This is a genomic window from Desulfonema magnum (assembly GCF_017377395.1).
GTDB classification, from domain to species: Bacteria; Desulfobacterota; Desulfobacteria; order Desulfobacterales; family 4be13; genus Desulfonema_C; species Desulfonema_C magnum.
Genome location: NZ_CP061800.1, coordinates 2,800,062 through 2,817,487, shown reverse-complemented (window position 1 = coordinate 2,817,487; position 17,426 = coordinate 2,800,062). Strand labels below are relative to the sequence as shown.

General features: G+C 44.8%; 18 protein-coding genes. 9 read left to right on the top strand and 9 right to left on the bottom strand.

Going from position 1 to position 17,426, the window contains the following annotated elements; translation table 11 throughout:
• Window positions 1-559: 559 nt before the first annotated feature.
• From dnm_RS11380 to dnm_RS11360, 5 genes are all read right to left on the bottom strand, one after another.
• Window positions 560-1,255: an Rpn/YhgA-type helix-turn-helix domain-containing protein gene (locus dnm_RS11380; RefSeq protein ID WP_207682767.1), complete on the bottom strand. Its 696-nt coding sequence runs from the start codon at window positions 1,253-1,255 to the stop codon at window positions 560-562.
• A 39-nt stretch (window positions 1,256-1,294) separates the two neighbouring features.
• On the bottom strand, window positions 1,295-1,453 hold the full coding sequence (locus dnm_RS11375) for a hypothetical protein (RefSeq protein ID WP_207682766.1): 159 nt from the start codon (window positions 1,451-1,453) through the stop codon (window positions 1,295-1,297).
• 102 nt (window positions 1,454-1,555) lie between these two features.
• Window positions 1,556-2,566: a hydrogenase expression/formation protein HypE gene (gene hypE / locus dnm_RS11370; RefSeq protein ID WP_207682765.1), complete on the bottom strand. Its 1,011-nt coding sequence runs from the start codon at window positions 2,564-2,566 to the stop codon at window positions 1,556-1,558.
• A gap of 544 nt (window positions 2,567-3,110) precedes the next feature.
• Window positions 3,111-3,683 carry a YIP1 family protein gene (locus dnm_RS11365; RefSeq protein ID WP_207682764.1) on the bottom strand — a complete coding sequence of 191 codons (573 nt, stop codon included), beginning with the start codon at window positions 3,681-3,683 and terminating at the stop codon, window positions 3,111-3,113.
• A 49-nt stretch (window positions 3,684-3,732) separates the two neighbouring features.
• Entirely contained in the window at window positions 3,733-4,047 is a 315-nt protein-coding gene (locus tag dnm_RS11360; protein WP_207682763.1) for a hypothetical protein, read from the bottom strand.
• Window positions 4,048-4,780: 733 nt separating this feature from the next.
• On the opposite strand from dnm_RS11360, the gene der reads away from it, so the two are divergent.
• The 4 genes from der (at window position 4,781) to dnm_RS11340 (ending at window position 8,966) form a co-directional block, all read left to right on the top strand.
• Window positions 4,781-6,157 carry a ribosome biogenesis GTPase Der gene (gene der, locus dnm_RS11355; RefSeq protein ID WP_207682762.1) on the top strand — a complete coding sequence of 459 codons (1,377 nt, stop codon included), beginning with the start codon at window positions 4,781-4,783 and terminating at the stop codon, window positions 6,155-6,157.
• The gene (locus dnm_RS11350; RefSeq protein ID WP_207682761.1) at window positions 6,157-7,404 is read left to right on the top strand and encodes a DUF790 family protein; all 1,248 of its coding nucleotides are present in this window, start codon (window positions 6,157-6,159) and stop codon (window positions 7,402-7,404) included. The genes der and dnm_RS11350 overlap by 1 nt, the downstream gene beginning before the upstream one ends.
• 204 nt (window positions 7,405-7,608) lie before the next feature.
• Window positions 7,609-7,860 carry a GlsB/YeaQ/YmgE family stress response membrane protein gene (locus tag dnm_RS11345; protein WP_207682760.1) on the top strand — a complete coding sequence of 84 codons (252 nt, stop codon included), beginning with the start codon at window positions 7,609-7,611 and terminating at the stop codon, window positions 7,858-7,860.
• A gap of 86 nt (window positions 7,861-7,946) precedes the next feature.
• Window positions 7,947-8,966, top strand: coding sequence for a potassium channel family protein (locus tag dnm_RS11340; RefSeq protein WP_207682759.1), 1,020 nt, complete (start codon window positions 7,947-7,949; stop codon window positions 8,964-8,966).
• Here the strand turns inward: dnm_RS11340 and dnm_RS31600 are convergent.
• Genes dnm_RS31600 through dnm_RS11325 form a run of 3 tightly spaced genes read right to left on the bottom strand, consistent with a single transcriptional unit; the run spans window position 8,955 to window position 11,156 of the window.
• Window positions 8,955-9,254: a 4'-phosphopantetheinyl transferase family protein gene (locus dnm_RS31600; protein WP_353740344.1), complete on the bottom strand. Its 300-nt coding sequence runs from the start codon at window positions 9,252-9,254 to the stop codon at window positions 8,955-8,957. The two genes, dnm_RS11340 and dnm_RS31600, sit on opposite strands and share 12 nt — an antisense overlap.
• Window positions 9,254-9,712, bottom strand: a complete 459-nt coding sequence (locus dnm_RS11330; RefSeq protein ID WP_207682758.1) for a 4'-phosphopantetheinyl transferase family protein — start codon at window positions 9,710-9,712, stop codon at window positions 9,254-9,256. The genes dnm_RS31600 and dnm_RS11330 overlap by 1 nt, the downstream gene beginning before the upstream one ends.
• On the bottom strand, window positions 9,699-11,156 hold the full coding sequence (locus dnm_RS11325; protein ID WP_207682757.1) for a methyl-accepting chemotaxis protein: 1,458 nt from the start codon (window positions 11,154-11,156) through the stop codon (window positions 9,699-9,701). The genes dnm_RS11330 and dnm_RS11325 overlap by 14 nt, the downstream gene beginning before the upstream one ends.
• Before the next feature lie 405 nt (window positions 11,157-11,561).
• On the opposite strand from dnm_RS11325, the gene dnm_RS11320 reads away from it, so the two are divergent.
• The 3 genes from dnm_RS11320 to hisH all read left to right on the top strand — a co-directional run bounded on the left by dnm_RS11320 (window position 11,562) and on the right by hisH (window position 13,876).
• Window positions 11,562-12,068 carry a CvpA family protein gene (locus dnm_RS11320; RefSeq protein ID WP_207682756.1) on the top strand — a complete coding sequence of 169 codons (507 nt, stop codon included), beginning with the start codon at window positions 11,562-11,564 and terminating at the stop codon, window positions 12,066-12,068.
• 117 nt (window positions 12,069-12,185) lie between these two features.
• The gene (gene mazG, locus dnm_RS11315; protein ID WP_207682755.1) at window positions 12,186-12,983 is read left to right on the top strand and encodes a nucleoside triphosphate pyrophosphohydrolase; all 798 of its coding nucleotides are present in this window, start codon (window positions 12,186-12,188) and stop codon (window positions 12,981-12,983) included.
• A gap of 263 nt (window positions 12,984-13,246) precedes the next feature.
• Window positions 13,247-13,876 carry an imidazole glycerol phosphate synthase subunit HisH gene (gene hisH / locus dnm_RS11310; protein WP_207682754.1) on the top strand — a complete coding sequence of 210 codons (630 nt, stop codon included), beginning with the start codon at window positions 13,247-13,249 and terminating at the stop codon, window positions 13,874-13,876.
• Between the two features lie 59 nt (window positions 13,877-13,935).
• Here hisH and dnm_RS11305 read toward each other — a convergent pair whose 3' ends face one another.
• Window positions 13,936-14,451 carry a cob(I)yrinic acid a,c-diamide adenosyltransferase gene (locus dnm_RS11305; RefSeq protein WP_207682753.1) on the bottom strand — a complete coding sequence of 172 codons (516 nt, stop codon included), beginning with the start codon at window positions 14,449-14,451 and terminating at the stop codon, window positions 13,936-13,938.
• Between the two features lie 557 nt (window positions 14,452-15,008).
• Here dnm_RS11305 and dnm_RS11300 point away from each other — a divergent pair.
• A complete protein-coding gene (locus dnm_RS11300; RefSeq protein ID WP_207682752.1) occupies window positions 15,009-15,980 on the top strand; it encodes an alcohol dehydrogenase catalytic domain-containing protein in 972 nt (323 codons plus the stop codon).
• Window positions 15,981-16,032: 52 nt separating this feature from the next.
• The gene (gene trpD / locus dnm_RS11295; protein WP_207682751.1) at window positions 16,033-17,094 is read left to right on the top strand and encodes an anthranilate phosphoribosyltransferase; all 1,062 of its coding nucleotides are present in this window, start codon (window positions 16,033-16,035) and stop codon (window positions 17,092-17,094) included.
• The last annotated feature ends 332 nt before the right edge of the window (window positions 17,095-17,426 follow it).

The following is a 17,426-nucleotide window of genomic DNA, read 5'->3' as shown; positions in this document are numbered from 1 at the left end:
CCGCCAGACTTAGGAATTTCCCAAAAAATAATCTGCCCGAAATGTAGGGTGGGTGCAGCGAAGCGAAACCCGCCAGACTTAGGAATTTCCCAAAAAATAATCTGCCCGAAATGTAGGGTGGGTGCAGCGAAGCGAAACCCGCCAGACTTAGGAATTTCCCAAAAAATAATCTGCCCGAAATGTAGGGTGGGTGCAGCGAAGCGAAACCCGCCAGACTTAGGAATTTCCCAAAAAATAATCTGCCCGAAATGTAGGGTGGGTGCAGCGAAGCGAAACCCGCCAGACTTAGGAATTTCCCAAAAAATAATCTGCCCGAAATGTAGACTTAGGAATTTCCCAAAAAATAATCTGCCCGAAATGTAGCGCGGACGGTGGGTTTCGCTTCGCTGCACCCACCCTACATTTTCCTGAACCGGGTATATTATTTATTTCGAGTTCCCTTACTGTTCTTTTTGAATGAAAGATTGCTTTCAGTATTTGGAAACCGCCCGGAACCGGTCGTTGAGCTTGTCGAAACGGCCTCCCCAAAATCCGTTATAATCAGATGATTTTTCCGGTTTCAGTGCGTCACCTCCCCATGGCCTTTTGACAGCTTCCTGACATCTTCCTCGGACAACCCTGTCACCTGGCAGATCAGCCCGATCTCCATGCCCAGTTTCAGCATGTTTTTTGCTGTCTCATTTTTTTCCTCTGTCCTTCCCTTTTCCATCCCGATGCGCTCGGCTGTGGTTATATATTGCATTTTATGTTCCTCCTCGAATCTCATGATTTCCTGGTGATATGTTTTTTCAAGCGCTTCCGGCAATGCCATGATCCAGTCTATAAAGTGGTAAAGATTCAGAATATCCTGCTTTTTAAAGCCTCGCCTGTAAAGGCTTTTGGTCAGCTCGATTTTCCAATTCCACCTGCTGGTATCATTTCCCTTCGTTTCCATTGTCCGTAAATGCACCGCCACGACCACCGCAAACGGATTATCTGATTTTTCAAGTTCTTCCAGCCGCTTTTTATAATCAAAAATTTTGGCTGTGGGGAAACGGAATACGGTCAGGCATCCCCACAATTTATGAATATAAACAGAATCATACCATTCTTCATTGTCGTCCGCAAGCACGGCAAGGCTCACGCCCGGGCGATTGTACAAATCATGAATACGGTAATTGTAAACATAAACCCTGCGGGGAAAATCTTTTTCTTTCCATCCCTGAACCTCGACATGAATCATTACCCATGCCTCATCTCCATTTTTCTTCCACACCTGAAACAGACTGTCTGCCAGGCGTTTTCCGGTATCAGCCTATCGGGTTATCTGGCGCAGTTCTTTGTCTGCCACGACATAGCCCTTTTCCCAATTTATTTCTTCCGCAATATCCGGGAAAAAGAAACGCATGAACTGTTCAAAATACTCGCCTAAAATATCCTTCCACGGGCTGTCGTAATCATCGCGTGAAGTCATGTCTCTCCTTTGTCATAATACGCCGAACTGCTCCGGAGTGCAAAAATTTTATTTTTGCTCTTGCGAAAATAAAATTTTCGCACTCCGGATAAAGCGTTTATGTCAGCATATCCGAGGCAGTTGATCAGTGGTCAGCATGTCAACAATCCGGGTTCCGCCGATGCGGGTTTCCATGACCACCTTCCCGGGATGGTCCGAAACCACTTCTCCGATAATGCACGCGCCCTTAGCGACTTTATCTCTCCTTATTGCCTCAAGAATCATTTCCGCATGATCCTCCCTCACAAAAGCAAGGAATTTTCCCTCGTTGGCAACATAAAGCGGATCAACCCCCAAAAGTTCGCAAATCCTGGCAACCTCGTCCTTTACCGGTATTTTATCTTCATAAATCTGTATTCCCACATCAGATTTATCAGCAATCTCATTCAGAGCCGTTCCCACGCCGCCCCGGGTCGGGTCCCGAAGCACATGAATTTCTTTGGTTCTCATCAGCATCTTTTTCACCACGTAATTTAACGGGGCAGTGTCGCTTATCACTGACGACTCGAAACTCATTCCCTCTCTCTGCGACAAAACGGCAATCCCGTGATCACCGATATCTCCGCTCACTATGATTTTATCGCCGACACAAGCCTTATGAACTGCAATATCAGCAACAGCAGGTATCAGCCCGATGCCTGATGTGTTAATAAAGATATTATCCGCGGCACCTTTTGGCACGACCTTTGTATCTCCGGTGACAATCTGCATGCTGGCATTTCCTGCCGCAGTCTTCATTGTTTTGAGTATCTTTTCCAGATCAGCCATTGAAAATCCCTCTTCAATGACCAGCCCCACGCTGAGATACAGCGGAGACGCACCGCACATGGCGAGATTATTTACGGTTCCGTTGACTGCGATATCACCGATATTGCCTCCGGGAAAGAAGACAGGATCCACTGTAAACGTATCTGTGGAAAAAGCCAGGCTCTTTCCCTGGATATTTAATATGGCACTGTCATTCAGTTGGGAAAGAATGGGATTGTCAAATATGGGCAGCAACATATCAGAAATCAGGTGGTGCGATATTTTTCCGCCGTTTCCGTGATCCAAAAGAATTTTATCTGTTTTCATTATTTTTTATACCTATAGCAAAAAGTTAAGAACGTGTTAAGTGTCAGGTGTTAAGTGTTAGGAAAAACAATGCCCGGATATCCGAGTACCTGATACCTGACACCTGACATCTAACTACTCAACTATGAAAAAAAATACAAGATTTTTCTTTGTCCGGGGGCACTGCCGTTCCTTGTTTATTTCGTTGCAATTGCAACCTTGTTTATATGAAAGTGTTAAGTGTTAAGTGTTAGGTGTTAGGTGTTAAGCGTTAGGAAAAACAGCAAACTTTCATCATTCGTTGTGGCCGGCGGATCATGGCCGTTTATAAGTACATGAGCAAAAGTTTTTATAAATCTTACCTGTGAAGGGGGAGAAACCCGGGTTTTTCCTGTGCGGGAGAGAGCATCATCCCGGGGAAAAAACCCGGGTTTCTTTTCTGGTCAGATATCAGAAAACTGATGGTCTGGTACTTAAAAACTACAGGGAAAACGGATAAGAATGGGAAAGTCCATGGCGGGGGCGGGATACCAATTAACCTCCCGCTGTTCAACCCGAACATTTTTTAAAACATCTGATTTTCATGAGAGAGGATGCCGCCAAAAAATTTCAGACCAAGAATTGTAGAAATCATTATCATAATAAACATAAACAAAGCAATGGGAAGCAAAACCGCAATGAGTGACCGGCGAGTGTCTAATTTATGCAAAACTTCTCCGATAACAGTAAGCAGCCATATCTGATACAAACCGATCAGCGGGCCTAATGTGGGAATTCCGTATGAAAATACGCCAATTGCCTGCGTGTAACCCACCATCTTTATTGTAGGTTCAATGTCTCCTTCTCCTCCGGAGAGTTTGAGAAAAAGATAAAAAACCGACCCCCCGACAAAGGTAAGTAGCATCAGTGTAAGGGGACAGCGGATGATTGCGGAAAATTCCCCGCCAAAGGTGAGGATTGTTTTCAGCACACCGGCAAGCACACCGCAGATAATATTGAAAATAATGACATGCTTGTAATCTTCGTTGTGATCCCATTCGCTGAAAAAAGCTCTCGGCCAAATAATAATCCGTGCCCATTTATCTGAAAATGGTTTCCATTTATCAGGAACTTTTTGCCATAATTCTTTGAAATCCATTTGTTTTCCTTTTTGTTAAAATTGATGTGGAAAATTTCGGAACGCAGCTTCAGCACACATTCTCAGCCAGCATATGTTTCACGTTCAAGCTGATGACGGCCTGTTTTGTTTCCTGCGGGATTTTAAACTTCAGAATTTTTTCAATTTCATATCGGGGGGTTCCGAAGGGGAAGTCTGATTTTAAATCATAACGATCATAGATTTCCGTAACAGGTGAAAACATTACCACGCCTGAAATCCCCGTGTTCCCGGCATAGCTCAGATATGCCTCAGACGACTGATCCGGATAGCGATCCTGGATGCCGCAATGGGCATGCGCGTCAATGATCGGAAGGTTCATTTTTGTGATTTGTGATTGGTTCATTTGCTCCAGCTTTCATGCTTTGTCGTGGCAATCAGGACATAGATGATTATATGATATTGCGGTTGCCAAGCAATCCCCCCGACTCAATGTCAGGGCTGAAAGCTAAATCATCTCAAAGACAGGTATAGTGCGCTTTAGCGTACTTTGGCTGTCACCCGGGGGATTGATCCCCCGGCTTTTGTTAATTCCATATATATGTCCTTTTTTTCCAAATTTTCAAGAAATTTTTTGATTTCAACGTTTTTTTCTATATACTTTTGACATGATCATATGCTATTTGCTGATTTTAAAATCAAAATATAAGCTGGTTTTATTTTGTAAAAATTTGAGTTTTAATAAAAAATTTCCATATTCAGCAGATGCAAATTTTATATGTATTCTCGTTTCCACGCTTCGCGTCCGGGACGAGTGTCGGAATCAGGACGCGAACTGTCTGTTCTGCATTCCCACGCAAAGTGTCACTGCCATTAAGTTAAGACTCATCCGGGGTGGCAAAAAGAGTTTCCGGCAAGGATGCGAAAAATAATTTTCGCACTCCGGAAGCTTAACTTAATGGCAGTGACGCAAAGCGTGGGAACGAGATCGTCTGAGGTTTTTTCCATCTGCTGATATTATCTGATACTCGATGTTCAAGTTTTTTGACCCGGTTCGACTAAAAACCCTGTCATTCCTGCTTTCGCAGGAATGACAGAAAAAAACTTGAACATCGAGTGATAACTGATGAATGAGTGCTATGAAACCAATTGTTGCAATTGTAGGCAGGCCCAATGTGGGTAAATCCACTTTTTTTAATCGTGTCACCCGGACAAAAGATGCTATTGTTGATGATTTTCCCGGTGTCACAAGAGACCGGAATTATGGGGATGTAAACTGGGAAGGGGTCGAATTTACGCTGGTGGATACTGGCGGATTCCTTGAGAATGATGAAGATGATTTTGCGCATCATATCCGTTTCCAGATCAGTCAGGCCATAGAAGATGCTGACGTTATTGTGCTTGTGCTGGACGGCAAAAGCGGAGTCTCTCCGTTTGACAGAGACCTTATTGAAATTCTTCGCACCGTGACAAAGCCGGTGTTTTACGCGGTCAATAAAATAGACGGTCTTGAACAGGAAGACAGGCTCTATGACTTTTATGCCCTTGGCGTGGAAAACTTATACCCGGTTTCCGCGGAACACCGATATGGCATAAACGATTTTCTGGATGATCTCATATGTGCGCTTCCCCGGGCGGATTCAACGCCGTCTCAGGAAGAAATGATCAAACTCGCGGTTGTGGGCCGACCCAACGCGGGTAAATCCTCCCTGATAAACCGTTTGTTAGGAGAAAATCGCCTGGTTGTCAGCGAGGTTCCGGGAACCACCCGGGACGCGATTGACTCTGTTTGTCATATCAATGGAAAATCCTACACGCTCATTGATACCGCAGGGATCCGGCGAAAAGGAAAAGTATCAAAAAAAATTGAAAAATTTTCCATCATTAAAGCGTTAAGAAGCCTTGACCGATGTGATGTTGCTCTGATTGTCATGGACGCGGACGAGGGAATCACGGAACAGGATATCAGCATCGCGGGATATGCGTATGAGCGGGGCTGCGGCTGTGTGTTTTTGCTGAACAAATGGGATGTCATTGAAAAAGACACTAACACTGCAAAAAGATTCTATGAACGGTTAAGAATGGAAGCGAAGTTTTTAAGCTTTGCCCCTGCCATGACCATCTCAGCCCTCACCGGTCTCCGGGTTCAGCGGATATTCAAACTCGCGGACGATGTTTACAGCCAATATGCCTCCCGTATCGGAACCGGGCAGCTGAATAAAATCCTGGAAACGGCCATTGAGAGAAATGAGCCGTCGCTTCACAAAGGAAAACGTCTTAAATTCTATTATGCCACGCAGGTCTCTTCAAAACCACCCACTTTTGTCTGTTTTGTAAGTTATCCGGATGCAGTTCATTTTTCCTATAAAAGATACCTGATCAACCAAATCCGGGAGGGAGCAAAACTTGACAAGACACCCATTCGGCTCATTTTCCGCCAGCGGACAGGGCGCATAGAATTTGGTAAGAATAAGCGGACGGATTTTGGTAAGAAAAAGAAGAAAAAGAAGAAATAATGCTGAAATCCGAACTGATTCTCCGCCGCGTGAAAATACGCGGTAATGATGTCATGCCCCTGACGCTGCCCGCGGATGATCATTATCTGACCGTTGCTGACGAATTAATCCGTGTGACAGAGACGTGTGCGGGACATACCAGAGGTGAATTCAATGACGCTATCCGAGAATATGAGGGAGACAGTCTGGATTATCCCATCATTCGGGGGCTGGCTGCTGTGCTGGTGAATCGCTGCACATTCGGTGAAAACGGCTCATTGGTGAATCCGGTGGAATTGCGGACAGACTTGTTCCGGCAGGGACCGGTCACTTACAAACAGGACCTGTTTGCCCGGACAGACCGGGCGCAGGCTGTGGCTGAGACAGCCGCGAGATACGGTCTGACCGAGGAACAGGTCGAAACAAACTTTTTTACGGATCTGCCAGAAGAGAAATTGCTTCTTGATACAGGCGATGCTTTGGGCCCCGGGGACCTGATTGTCCGTTACAACATGGAAGTGGCCCGCGGGTTGCTCTACTGGGCCCGTGAAGTCCGTATCACTGTTCAGGACACTTACAAGGATGTGTTCAAATATATTAAGCTGTTCAAGCTGATGCACACGATTTCCCCGGGTCATTCCGGGGGATATGATATTATACTTCACGGGCCTATTTCCCCTTTTGTGAAGTCAACGATTCGTTATGGTCTGCAATTTGCGAAATTCCTGCCGGCCCTGCTGCTGTGCAGGCACTGGCATATGGATGCGGATGTGCAGCTCCCCAAATCACCTCGTCCTCTGCGTTACACTCTGGATGACAGGACCGAATTACACACCCATTTCAAAGCCTCCGGGACCTTTGACAGCCAACTGGAAGCGGATTTCGCCGCCGAGTTTGAAGCCAAGTATGGCGGGGCAAAACGGGTGTGGGAACTGAACCGCGAGGATGAACTTATTCTCCTCGGGGATACCGTGATGATTCCTGACTTTTCCCTGACGCACCGCAAACACGGACGGCGTGCGCTGATTGAGATTGTTGGCTTCTGGCATCCCCGGTATCTTCAACGCAAATTAAAAAAAGTGCAGGAAGCCGGAAGAAAAGACCTTATTTTGCTGCTCTATGAAAGCGCCAAGGTTGCAGAGGGATTTTTCAAGGCGGTTTCAGCAGGGGAAGTGCTGGTTTTCAGCCGCAAGCCTGTGATTAAAAAGGTGCTGGCTGCCGTGGAACGGTGTGCTGTGCTTCCAACTAAGGTGATTTCCAGTTCGTAGTTCCGCCTTTAGGCGGTGTCACACCGCCTAAAGGCGGAACTACGAACTAAAAAAATGACTCGTATGTTCTTTTCCGGAAATCACCTAATGAGGGAAAAAATTAAATTTGAAAGATATGGGAATTTGTGATACTCGATGATCAAGTTTTCTGACTCGAGTGACATAAATATCTGAACCTTAACCATCTAAATAAGGAGATGAAACATGGGTATTTTGTCTTGGATCGTGCTGGGACTGATCGTGGGTGTTCTTGCAAAATGGATTATGCCGGGGAAAGACCCGGGAGGATTAATTGTCACAATCCTCATCGGCATCGGGGGCGCTTTTGTTGGCGGATTTATCAGCTCAGTTATCGGTTTCGGTTCTTTCAGGGGCTTTGATCTTCGCAGCCTGCTCATTGCTGTTGGCGGAGCAGTGTTGTTGCTTGCAGGATATCGTTCGCTTAAAAAAAAGTAAATCCGAACCCGCCGGATTTCTAAATCCGGCGGAAGTTTTTTGGGAAATCCGAACCCGCCGGTTTTAACGATCCGGATGGAGCGTCCATGAAAAAAATCATTGCGATTATTCGCCGGGAAAAAATTTTCAAAGTATTCCTGATCACCTTTGTTGTTATCCTTTCAGGAAGCACCGCTTTTATGTTTTTTGAAAAGAATTTTAAGTTGATGGATGCTCTCTGGTGGTCTGTTGTTACTCTGACAACCGTGGGATACGGTGATATTTCTCCTGCAACCACCGGCGGCAGGCTTGTCGGTATGGCGGTGATGCTGATGGGAATTGGTCTTTTGGGAATACTCACCGCCAGCATTGCCACAATATTTGTTGAAAAAAGACTTTTGGAGAATAAAGGTATGAAATCCATCCAAGTAACGGATCATTTTATTATTTGCGGCTGGAATTTCAGGGGAAATGAGATTGTTGAAGAACTTCGGGCAGACCCGAAATGTACTGATGTCCCCATCGTGATTATTGCAGATATACCGGAAAAACCCCTTGATGATCCCCGGGTTTATTTTATACGCGGTGAAGTCAAAGCCGATATTCTGGAAAAAGCAAGTCTGAACGCCGCCCATGTGGTCATCATCCTTTCCGATGACAATCTTGACGCTTATGCGCGGGACGCAAAGACCATCCTCAACACCCTGACCATAAAAAATATAAATCCTGCTGTTTATACTTGTGTGGAGCTTATGGATGCTGAAAATATGGAACACTGTCAGATGGCAAAGGCAGATGAAGTTATTGTCGCGGGTGATCTGTGTACAAATCTGCTTGTGCAGGCCGCCCTTGATCACGGCATCACCCGAATGATCAGCGAACTTGTCAGCAATCGTTACGGCAAAGAAATTTACAAAATAAAGCTGCCCCCCCGTATGGCAGATAAAAATTTTTTTGAAGTCATGTGCGAGCTGAAAAAAAAACATGATGTTCTCTGTCTCGGGGTTGAAGACAAAACCGGCAAAAACCTTATCTCAAACCCCGACAACAGCTACCGGTTTGACAAAGATGACCAACTGATCGTTATTGCGTCAAAAAGACCGGAGATAACATCGTCAGTGAGATGAGCAGCGGGATATCCGCTCGGAAAAACAACGCAGCCGGCCCACAGGGCCTTCTGAAACTAAGGCACAGGCATATCCCGGGGCAGGCGTCAGCTGATGCACAGACCATCCGGAGGTTATACAGGAATTTCCCTGAATACTCAGCAACCACGGGGATTCTCCCGGAGTGAGGCACACCTCGACTTTTTCCAGACCGCTCAGACCTTCACCCGTGGCCTTGAGATACGCTTCTTTGCAGGTCCACGCCTTGAAGAAAATGTCTTCCTTCCGGTCCCGTGGAAGAGAACGAATCAGGGCATATTCACGGGGAGAAAAAAATGTTTTGCCAGTTCTTCCGCGTCAGGCATGGGACGGACATATTCAACATCAATGCCCACGTGACGGTTACTTGTTACCGCATAAAGCGCCAATCCGTTTGAATGAGACATATTAAAACAGATATTCTCCAGAGGCCATGTCAGCAAAGGTTTGCCATGAGGGCTGTAAGAAAACGTGATGTGCGCCGGGTTCATATCCGAATATCTGCCCAGAATTGCCCTCAGAAATCCGTGGGCCGCGATAAAATGATTTCTGTCCCTCTCAAAGTAAAAGCGGTCAGCCTTTGTCCGTTCATCTGAAGAAAGGGTTTGCGAGAGTTCCCGAAGCTTCGGTTCCTCCGGTTCAAGACAGGCACGCCAGACATGAACCTCTGTTTCTGATATCGCAACATTTTGTGGCGAAACATTCCAAAAATATTCAAGTTCTGTCATGATTGTCCGGCCTGTGGATGTCAGATGCAGTTTCCGATATATTTTCTCTGAAATGGAAGGTATGATGCTTCTTTCGGGGAGCTGTCTTACTTTTATTGCTGTGTTTTTTTATGGTTCTGATTCCAATTAACGTTCCCAGTTTTTTCATAAATTTTTTCATTGTCTCTATCTGTCCCTTTATCTCCTCAATGGCAAAAAATGTTTTTTCAGCACTGACTGAATTTTCCTGTGTCACTTTGTCAATCTCATTCATGGCATTACTGACCTGGATGATTCCTCGTGCCTGCTCCTGAGAGGAGGCTGCAACTTCGTCAAGGAGAGCCTCCATCTTCTTGGAGCCTTCTGTTACCCGGGTAAAAGCCTCGCTGGCCTTACAAACCAGTTCTATGCCGCTTTTGGTCTTTTCAATGGAGGCTTCTATCAATTTTGACGTATTTTCAACAGCTTGTTCCGAACGCAGTGCCAGCGTTCTCACTTCCTCTGCAACCACAGCAAATCCGGCCCCGGCCTTCCCTGCATGAGCGGCTTCGACTGCGGCGTTCAGCGCCAGCAGATTTGTCTGGAAAGCGATTTCCTCAATGGTGTTAATCACTTTTCGGGTTTCCTCACTTGTCTCTGATATTTTATCTATTGAACAGGTCAGGTCCTTCATAAAAGCAGCTGCCTGATGAACGACCTCGGAAGTTTCAGTCATCAGCTTATTTGCATGACTGACATTTTGCGTATTGAGCCGAATCATGGCGTCCATTTCTTCCAAAGCGGCCGAGGTTTCACCAACGGCCGCTGCCTGTTTTGATGCTCCTGTCCTCAGAGTCCAGCCGGAAGATGCAATCCGACCGGAAGCAAACCCGACCTCGGCTCCCACTAAATCCAGTCCGCTGATGAGTTTGGATAACGGTCTGACAAGGAAGAAATGAACAGTGAGCAAAAGAACAGATACAAGGCATATGCTTATCAGAAGAACCTTTATTACCATGAACAGAATTAACTTTTTAAGCGATTCCCTGATGAAACGGGTGGTGAAATAAATCTCAGCAAGCCCCATAGATTCTTCTTCATAGATAATTTCTGCTTTTTTAAGAATAAAATCACCGGAAATGTTTCCCTCGGATGCCACGATTTTCCAATTGCCATCCCTCGATCTGGCACAGAAAACTGTTTTCTCACCGGATTCCCTGATAACAATCGCGTATATCCTTTTATTTATCATTTCTGATTCAATGATTTTCAGAGCCTGCTTTTCATTGGCAACCCACAGCGGTTTTTGCAGGTTATTCGACAGACGTTTTACAACGGGGCCTATGTTTTCATTGAAATCCAGCGTCAGCCGGGCGCGTTCCCGAACATAGTCATAAACACTGAACCCGCTTGCAATAGATATTGAAAATAGGATCATAATAAAAGAAATCGTACCCATTTTTCGTCTGACAAGACCTTTTTTCATCGTTTTTTTCCCTCTGATTTAATCCTGTTCAAGAGTACCAGCTTAGAAGCTTGAAAAAAACAGCTGACATTTAATATGTGTTTATCTTGAAGCAGAGTTTCGTCGCTTACTTAAAAAAACTGAAGTTTACCATATTTTTTTTAAATTGTAATCAATAAAGTGGTCACTGACGACCGTTCATTACAGCAAGTATGCAAATGAAAAAGAAACACCTTGACTCAAAATATCTGTTTTGTTATCTTATTTGATTCGTAAAATCTGATTCTTTTTAACCATACAGAGTTTATATGAAAGTCATTTGCAAATCACAAATCACTTTCATATAAAGATTGTTATTAATCTGTTTTTGTTTTTTGTTATTAGCAAAAGAATGATAAAGGTGCTATGAATCCGCTTGATGTTTTAATGATAATTATATTAATTTATTGTGTGATAATGGGGGTTGTAAGAGGACTTTTCAGAGAAGTGGCATCGTTAATTGGTGTGTTGGGAGGGCTTTATCTTGCGTGTATGTATTACATGAAGATTGCAACATATCTCTCAACATGGATGTCAGACCCTTCCTATCTGAATACATTAAGCTTCCTGATTATTTTCTGCGGGACTTTCATTATTATCGGTGTGCTTGGGATTATTATCAGATATCTGCTGAAAATCGTGCCTTTTGGCTGGCCTGATCGTGTGTCAGGGGGAGTGCTTGCGCTTATCAGAGGAATATTGATTGTATCGGTTCTGCTGATGACTTTTATTGCTTTCCTTAAAAACGGAGCACCGATTATCAGGGATTCCAGGCTCGCCCCCCATCTGACATTCATCTCTGAGAGGGTGTCCAAAGTTGTTTCCAAAGACATGAAAGACAAGTTTGCAGTCAAAGTAAAATGTTTTAAAGAAATCTGGAAGAAAAAAAACTGAATTTCTTCTTTTTTCTACAGGGATTTTGTATAAGAAGAGGATTCAATATCTTTATCATGAAGAATTTCTCCTGTTAATCCATGTAGATAAGGAGAGCAGGTCAGAACTTGGAAAAGCATGAGTGTTAAAAATATCGAAGCATTAATTGAACTGATAGCAACGCTGAGGGGGGAAAACGGATGTCCCTGGGACCGGAAGCAGATCCCTAAGACTATGGGCGTTTATCTGCTGGAAGAGACTTATGAACTTCTCGAGGCTATTCAGTCAGGCAGGCCCGATGAGGTTCGTGAAGAACTGGGGGATGTATTCTTTCATATTCTGTTCATTGCCAGGCTGTATGAGGAAAAGGGGCATTTCGACATCGGAAATGTCACGCGGGGAATTACCGATAAAATGATTCATCGCCATCCCCATGTTTTTGGCAATGAAACAGTAAGCAGCGAGGAGGAAATCAGAGAGAACTGGCGGAAGATTAAGAAAAGAGAAAAGAACCATTTCCGACAAACATCGGTTCTTGATTCGGTTCCTGTTCATCTTCCTGCCCTGATGCGTGCTTACAGAATTTCCGAACGTGCCGCGGGAACAGGTTTTGACTGGGAAGATATTTCAGGGGTTATGGAAAAAGTGGAAGAAGAATGGGCTGAATTCAAATCCGAATTAAAACAAGGAACTGCGTCCGAAACAAAAAAGAATGACATCGCCCTGGAACTTGGTGATCTTCTCTTTACGCTTGTCAATGTGGCCCGCTTTATTCGGATTCATCCTGACACTGCCCTGACAGATGCCATCAAAAAGTTTGAAACGCGTTTTAAATATATGGAAAAAACAATTTCAGACAGCGGAAGAGACATAAATACTGTCTCACAGAATGAAATGAATGAATTGTGGGAAAAAGCTAAAAAAATTGAGAATTGAGAATTGAGAATTGAAAATTGAAAATTAGCAATGACATTTCTATAATGTCATGACCTGTCGGTCATAAAGAAATCTGAACTGCGGAGTAATTTGCAAAATTGTTCTACAATAAAGCGTAAACTGGCAAATGAAGGATGCCAATTTTAAGCGTTTTTCCTAACACTTAACACCTAACACTTAACACCTAACACCTAACACTTAACACTTAACACTTAACACTTAACACCTAACACTTAACACCTAACACCTAACACTTAGTTCTTATGATTGCAATTATAGATTATGATGCGGGTAATCTTACGAGTGTGGCTCGTGCTTTGTCACATATCGGTTTTCAATGTGTTGTTACAAATAATATTAAGGAGATTGAAAGGGCTGAACGGATCGTTTTTCCAGGAGTCGGGGCAGCAGGCTCGGCGATGGACAGTCTGAAACGTCTCAGCCTTGATTTTGCCATAAAGAAAGCTTTTGCAGATGGAAAGCCTGTGCTGGGCATTTGTCTCGGTACTCAGATTATCATGGGTCATAGCCAGGAAAATGATACGTCGTGTCTTGGAATTATCAACGGAGAGGTCCGGGCATTTCCCTCAGAAATGAAGGCTGAGGACGGAAGTTCCTTAAAGATTCCGCATATGGGATGGAATCGTATCAGCATCAGAAATAATCATCCCGTGCTTTCCGGGGTGAGGGAGACAGATGAATTTTATTTTGTCCATGGATTTTATCCGGCTCCGGCAGATGCTGCCCATGTTATCGCGGAAACAGATTATGGTATTTCTTTTGCTTCGGTTGTGGGGTTTAAAAATATCATTGCCACTCAGTTCCATCTTGAAAAGAGCGGAAAACCGGGGCTTGCTTTGTTGAAAAATTTCTGTGAATGGGAACCCTTTTAATTTTATCCATAAAGACCTTCTTTCATCAGGAAGAGGGCCTTTATGGATAATCCGCTGAATTATTTTTCAATGCCCACTCTGGCCTGAATTCCTTTCTGATAATAATGCTTGATCTCCTTCATTTCCGTAACCAGATCCGCTTTTTCGATAATTTTCAGATCTGCTCCCCGGCCGGTAATGACAAGTTCCATATGTTCCGGCTTTGAATCTATAATATCAAGAAGCTCCTGAACAGAAAAAAGCCCGACCATCACCGCGACATTTCCTTCCTCAATGATAACCAGATCGTATTCTCCCGAGGCCACAACCGCTTTTATTCTTTCAAGCCCTTCCCGGGAAGATTTAATTTCCTCCGGCGAAGGTTTGCCTTTGACAAAACGGCCGGCCCCGTACTGTTCTATGGTAATAAGATCGGAAAATTTTTTCAGGGCTTTCATTTCGCTGTAATCCCCCATTTTCATGAACTGGCCGATAAAGACCTTCAGCCCTGCACCCGCAGCCCGTACTGACAGGCCCAAAGATGCCGTAGTTTTTCCTTTTCCGTTTCCTGTGTAAACTTGCACATATCCCTTCATTGTTGTTTTCCTTTATCTGTTATGGTTAAGTTCTGAATGCTGAAAAAAACAATTTGAAAAATTGTTTTACATAACTCCGATTGATGAAAAAATTATGGAATGTTCCCGAGTGTCATCTTAAAAAATCGGATGCCTTCATTTGTCACTCTGCTGTAAAACAATTTCTCTGATTATAACGGATTTGGGGGATGCCGGTAACGCCATGCGGAGACAGCATATTTATAGCATTTTTATCACGCAGACCGCCAAAAGCCCCGGAGGGGCGGCATTTATCTTCACTGCTCATTTTATGAATGAAAAATAGCACAGAAAACTTTACAGATTTCTACAAAACTTGTAAATAAAAAATTTCTGATTATATCATTAAAATGATTTGCAAAATCGTTTTACAACCGGGTTTCGGCATTTTCTTGACAATCAGTTGTTCTTTTGTCATATATATCGTTATAATAAATTGAACTTATTGTATTTATACCATAGCAACGGATGAGGCATCCGAAGTTTTCGAAACTGCGGATATCTGACGTTTACTGCTTATTAAAAAATCTGACTCAAAAATGAATTCATTACAATTAGAAAAAATCGGTTCCCTGAAACTGAAACCGTCTCCTCTGCCTGAGATAAGTTCCGGCGAAATTCTTCTTAAAGTGACTCACTGCGCGGTATGCAGAACAGATGCCAAAATGTGGGAAAGGGGCCAGCGTGATCTTGTTCTGCCTCGGATTTTAGGGCATGAGATATGCGGTGTCTCAGAACAAAGCAAAAAACGTTTTGTGGTGTGGCCCGGCAAAGCCTGCGGTCATTGTCAGCAGTGCCGGCGCGGATCGGAAAATCTTTGCCGGGAAATGGAGATCATGGGGTTTCATAAAGATGGCGGGTTTGCAGAATACGCGGCCGTGCCTGAATCAAGCTTAATTCCCGTTCCTGATGATCTCGCCGGAAACATTGCCAGTCTTGCAGAACCTCTCGCGTGTACCCTGAACGCGTTGGAACAGGCCAAAGTCAGGAAAGGGGACAGGGTTCTTATTTACGGAGCCGGTCCCGTAGGACTGATGGCGGGGCTGGCAGCACACGCGCAAAAGGCTTTTCCCTTTATCAAAGACATCAGCCCCGAAAAGCTGCGTCGGAGTGCGGATTTTCAAAAACAGATCCGTATAGAAAACGCTGATGCCTCCCCGGATAACCCTGGTGGTTTTGATGTGGTGATCAACGCGGCACCTTCACAGGATACGTTTTTAAAAGGGCTGAGTGATCTCAGACACGGGGGGCGTTTTTGTCTGTTCAGCGGTCTGACAGATGAAAGCCCCGTCCCTGTTGCTGTTGTCAACGAAATCCACTACCGCCAGCTTCAGGTTACAGGAGCTTACGGATGCACCCGTTTACAAATGAAAAACGCTTTGAAATTGCTGTCAGCGTATAAGGATGAAATGTGCCTTCTTATTGATGACCATATTGAATTAGCGCAGGTTCCTGCTGTTTTGCCGAAAATTCTTGAGGGACAGGCACTGAAATTTATTGTAAAATTATAACGCGGACAATGCAGACTGTGTCCCGCTTTTTCTAACGAAAGAGGTATGATAGATGTCTTTGGAAAACCAGTTGCGTGAATTCGGACATCAGATATGTTCGGTGGCCGCGGGTCAGTATCTGTCCAGGGAAGAAACCTGCGACGCGTATCGCCAGATTATTTTAAATGAACAACCAGAACTCCAGCAGGGGGCATTTCTCATGGCTCATATTGCCAGAGGGCCTTCAATTGAGGAGCTTTCCGGGGCCTGGGATGCCCTGGACCGGTATGACACCGCAAAAATAAAAATTCATGCGGACGGCCCTGTCTGTGACATTGTGGGAACAGGTTCCGATCCTGTCAAAACAGTAAACTGTTCCACGCCCGCATCTTTTATCGCTGCCTCATACGGACTGCCTGTGGCGAAAAAAGGAGCCAGACTCGTTACCGGTGTTTCAGGTGCGTCGGATATTCTGGAAATCCTGGGAATTGACCTGAACGCGCCGCTTTCCCAAGCTGAAAAATGCCTTGAGACACACGGTATATGTTATCTTCCCGGAGAGGCGTTTCTCAAGTCCGGCTGGGCGCGTCTGATACGGTCCATGCGTTTTACTTCCGCGTTTAACATCATCGGTCCCCTTACCCGGCCCTGCGAACAGACAAACTGCATTGTTATCGGGGCATATAGCCCCGAGGTCTGTGATCAGCTTATCGCAGTGCTCAGGGAAATTGGCATGCCCTCTGCCCTTGCGCCTTTTGGTATGGCCGAGGGGATTGAAAAAGATCAGGGCATGGATGAATTTTCCCTTGCCGGGCCTACCCGGGTTGTGGAACTGAAACACGGTGCTGTTGAGACTTATGAAGTAACCCCCCGGGATTTTGGCCTGAAGACCGTTGATATTTCAAAAATCGCCAGCAGCCACAGTGCCCAGGAAAATGCCCGCCGGGTTCTGGATGTGCTGACAGGGAAATATGATACGCCCGAGGCAGATTTTTTTTGTATGAATGCCGGGGCAGCTTTGTATGTATCAGGCTTTGCCGAAAATTACGCCAAAGGCACGCAAATGGCAAAAGAATCCCTGGCCAGCGGCAAGGCTTATGAAAAGCTGATTTGTCTTAAAGAGATGCAAGGATAAGGCTCAGTCAACAGAAGACCTCCGAGGTTTTCAAAACCTCGGAGGTCTCATGTCATCCGTCAGAATCATTGCGGTTGGGTATCAATGCGTTATCAGATTTTTTTGCGTAAGTAAAAAAAAATTTCTGTGTAATATACTTTAAGCGTTTTTTAACAAGAAACAGGTATCTTTCCTGATTATACCGGATTTAGGGGAGGGCCGACCAAGCCCTGTAAGGGCGGCATATTTGTAGCAGCAGATTTGCTACAAATATGCCGCCCCCGCGGGGCTTTACCAGCCCGACATGATGAATGCCACTACTACAAATATGCCGCCCCCACGGGGCTTTGTCA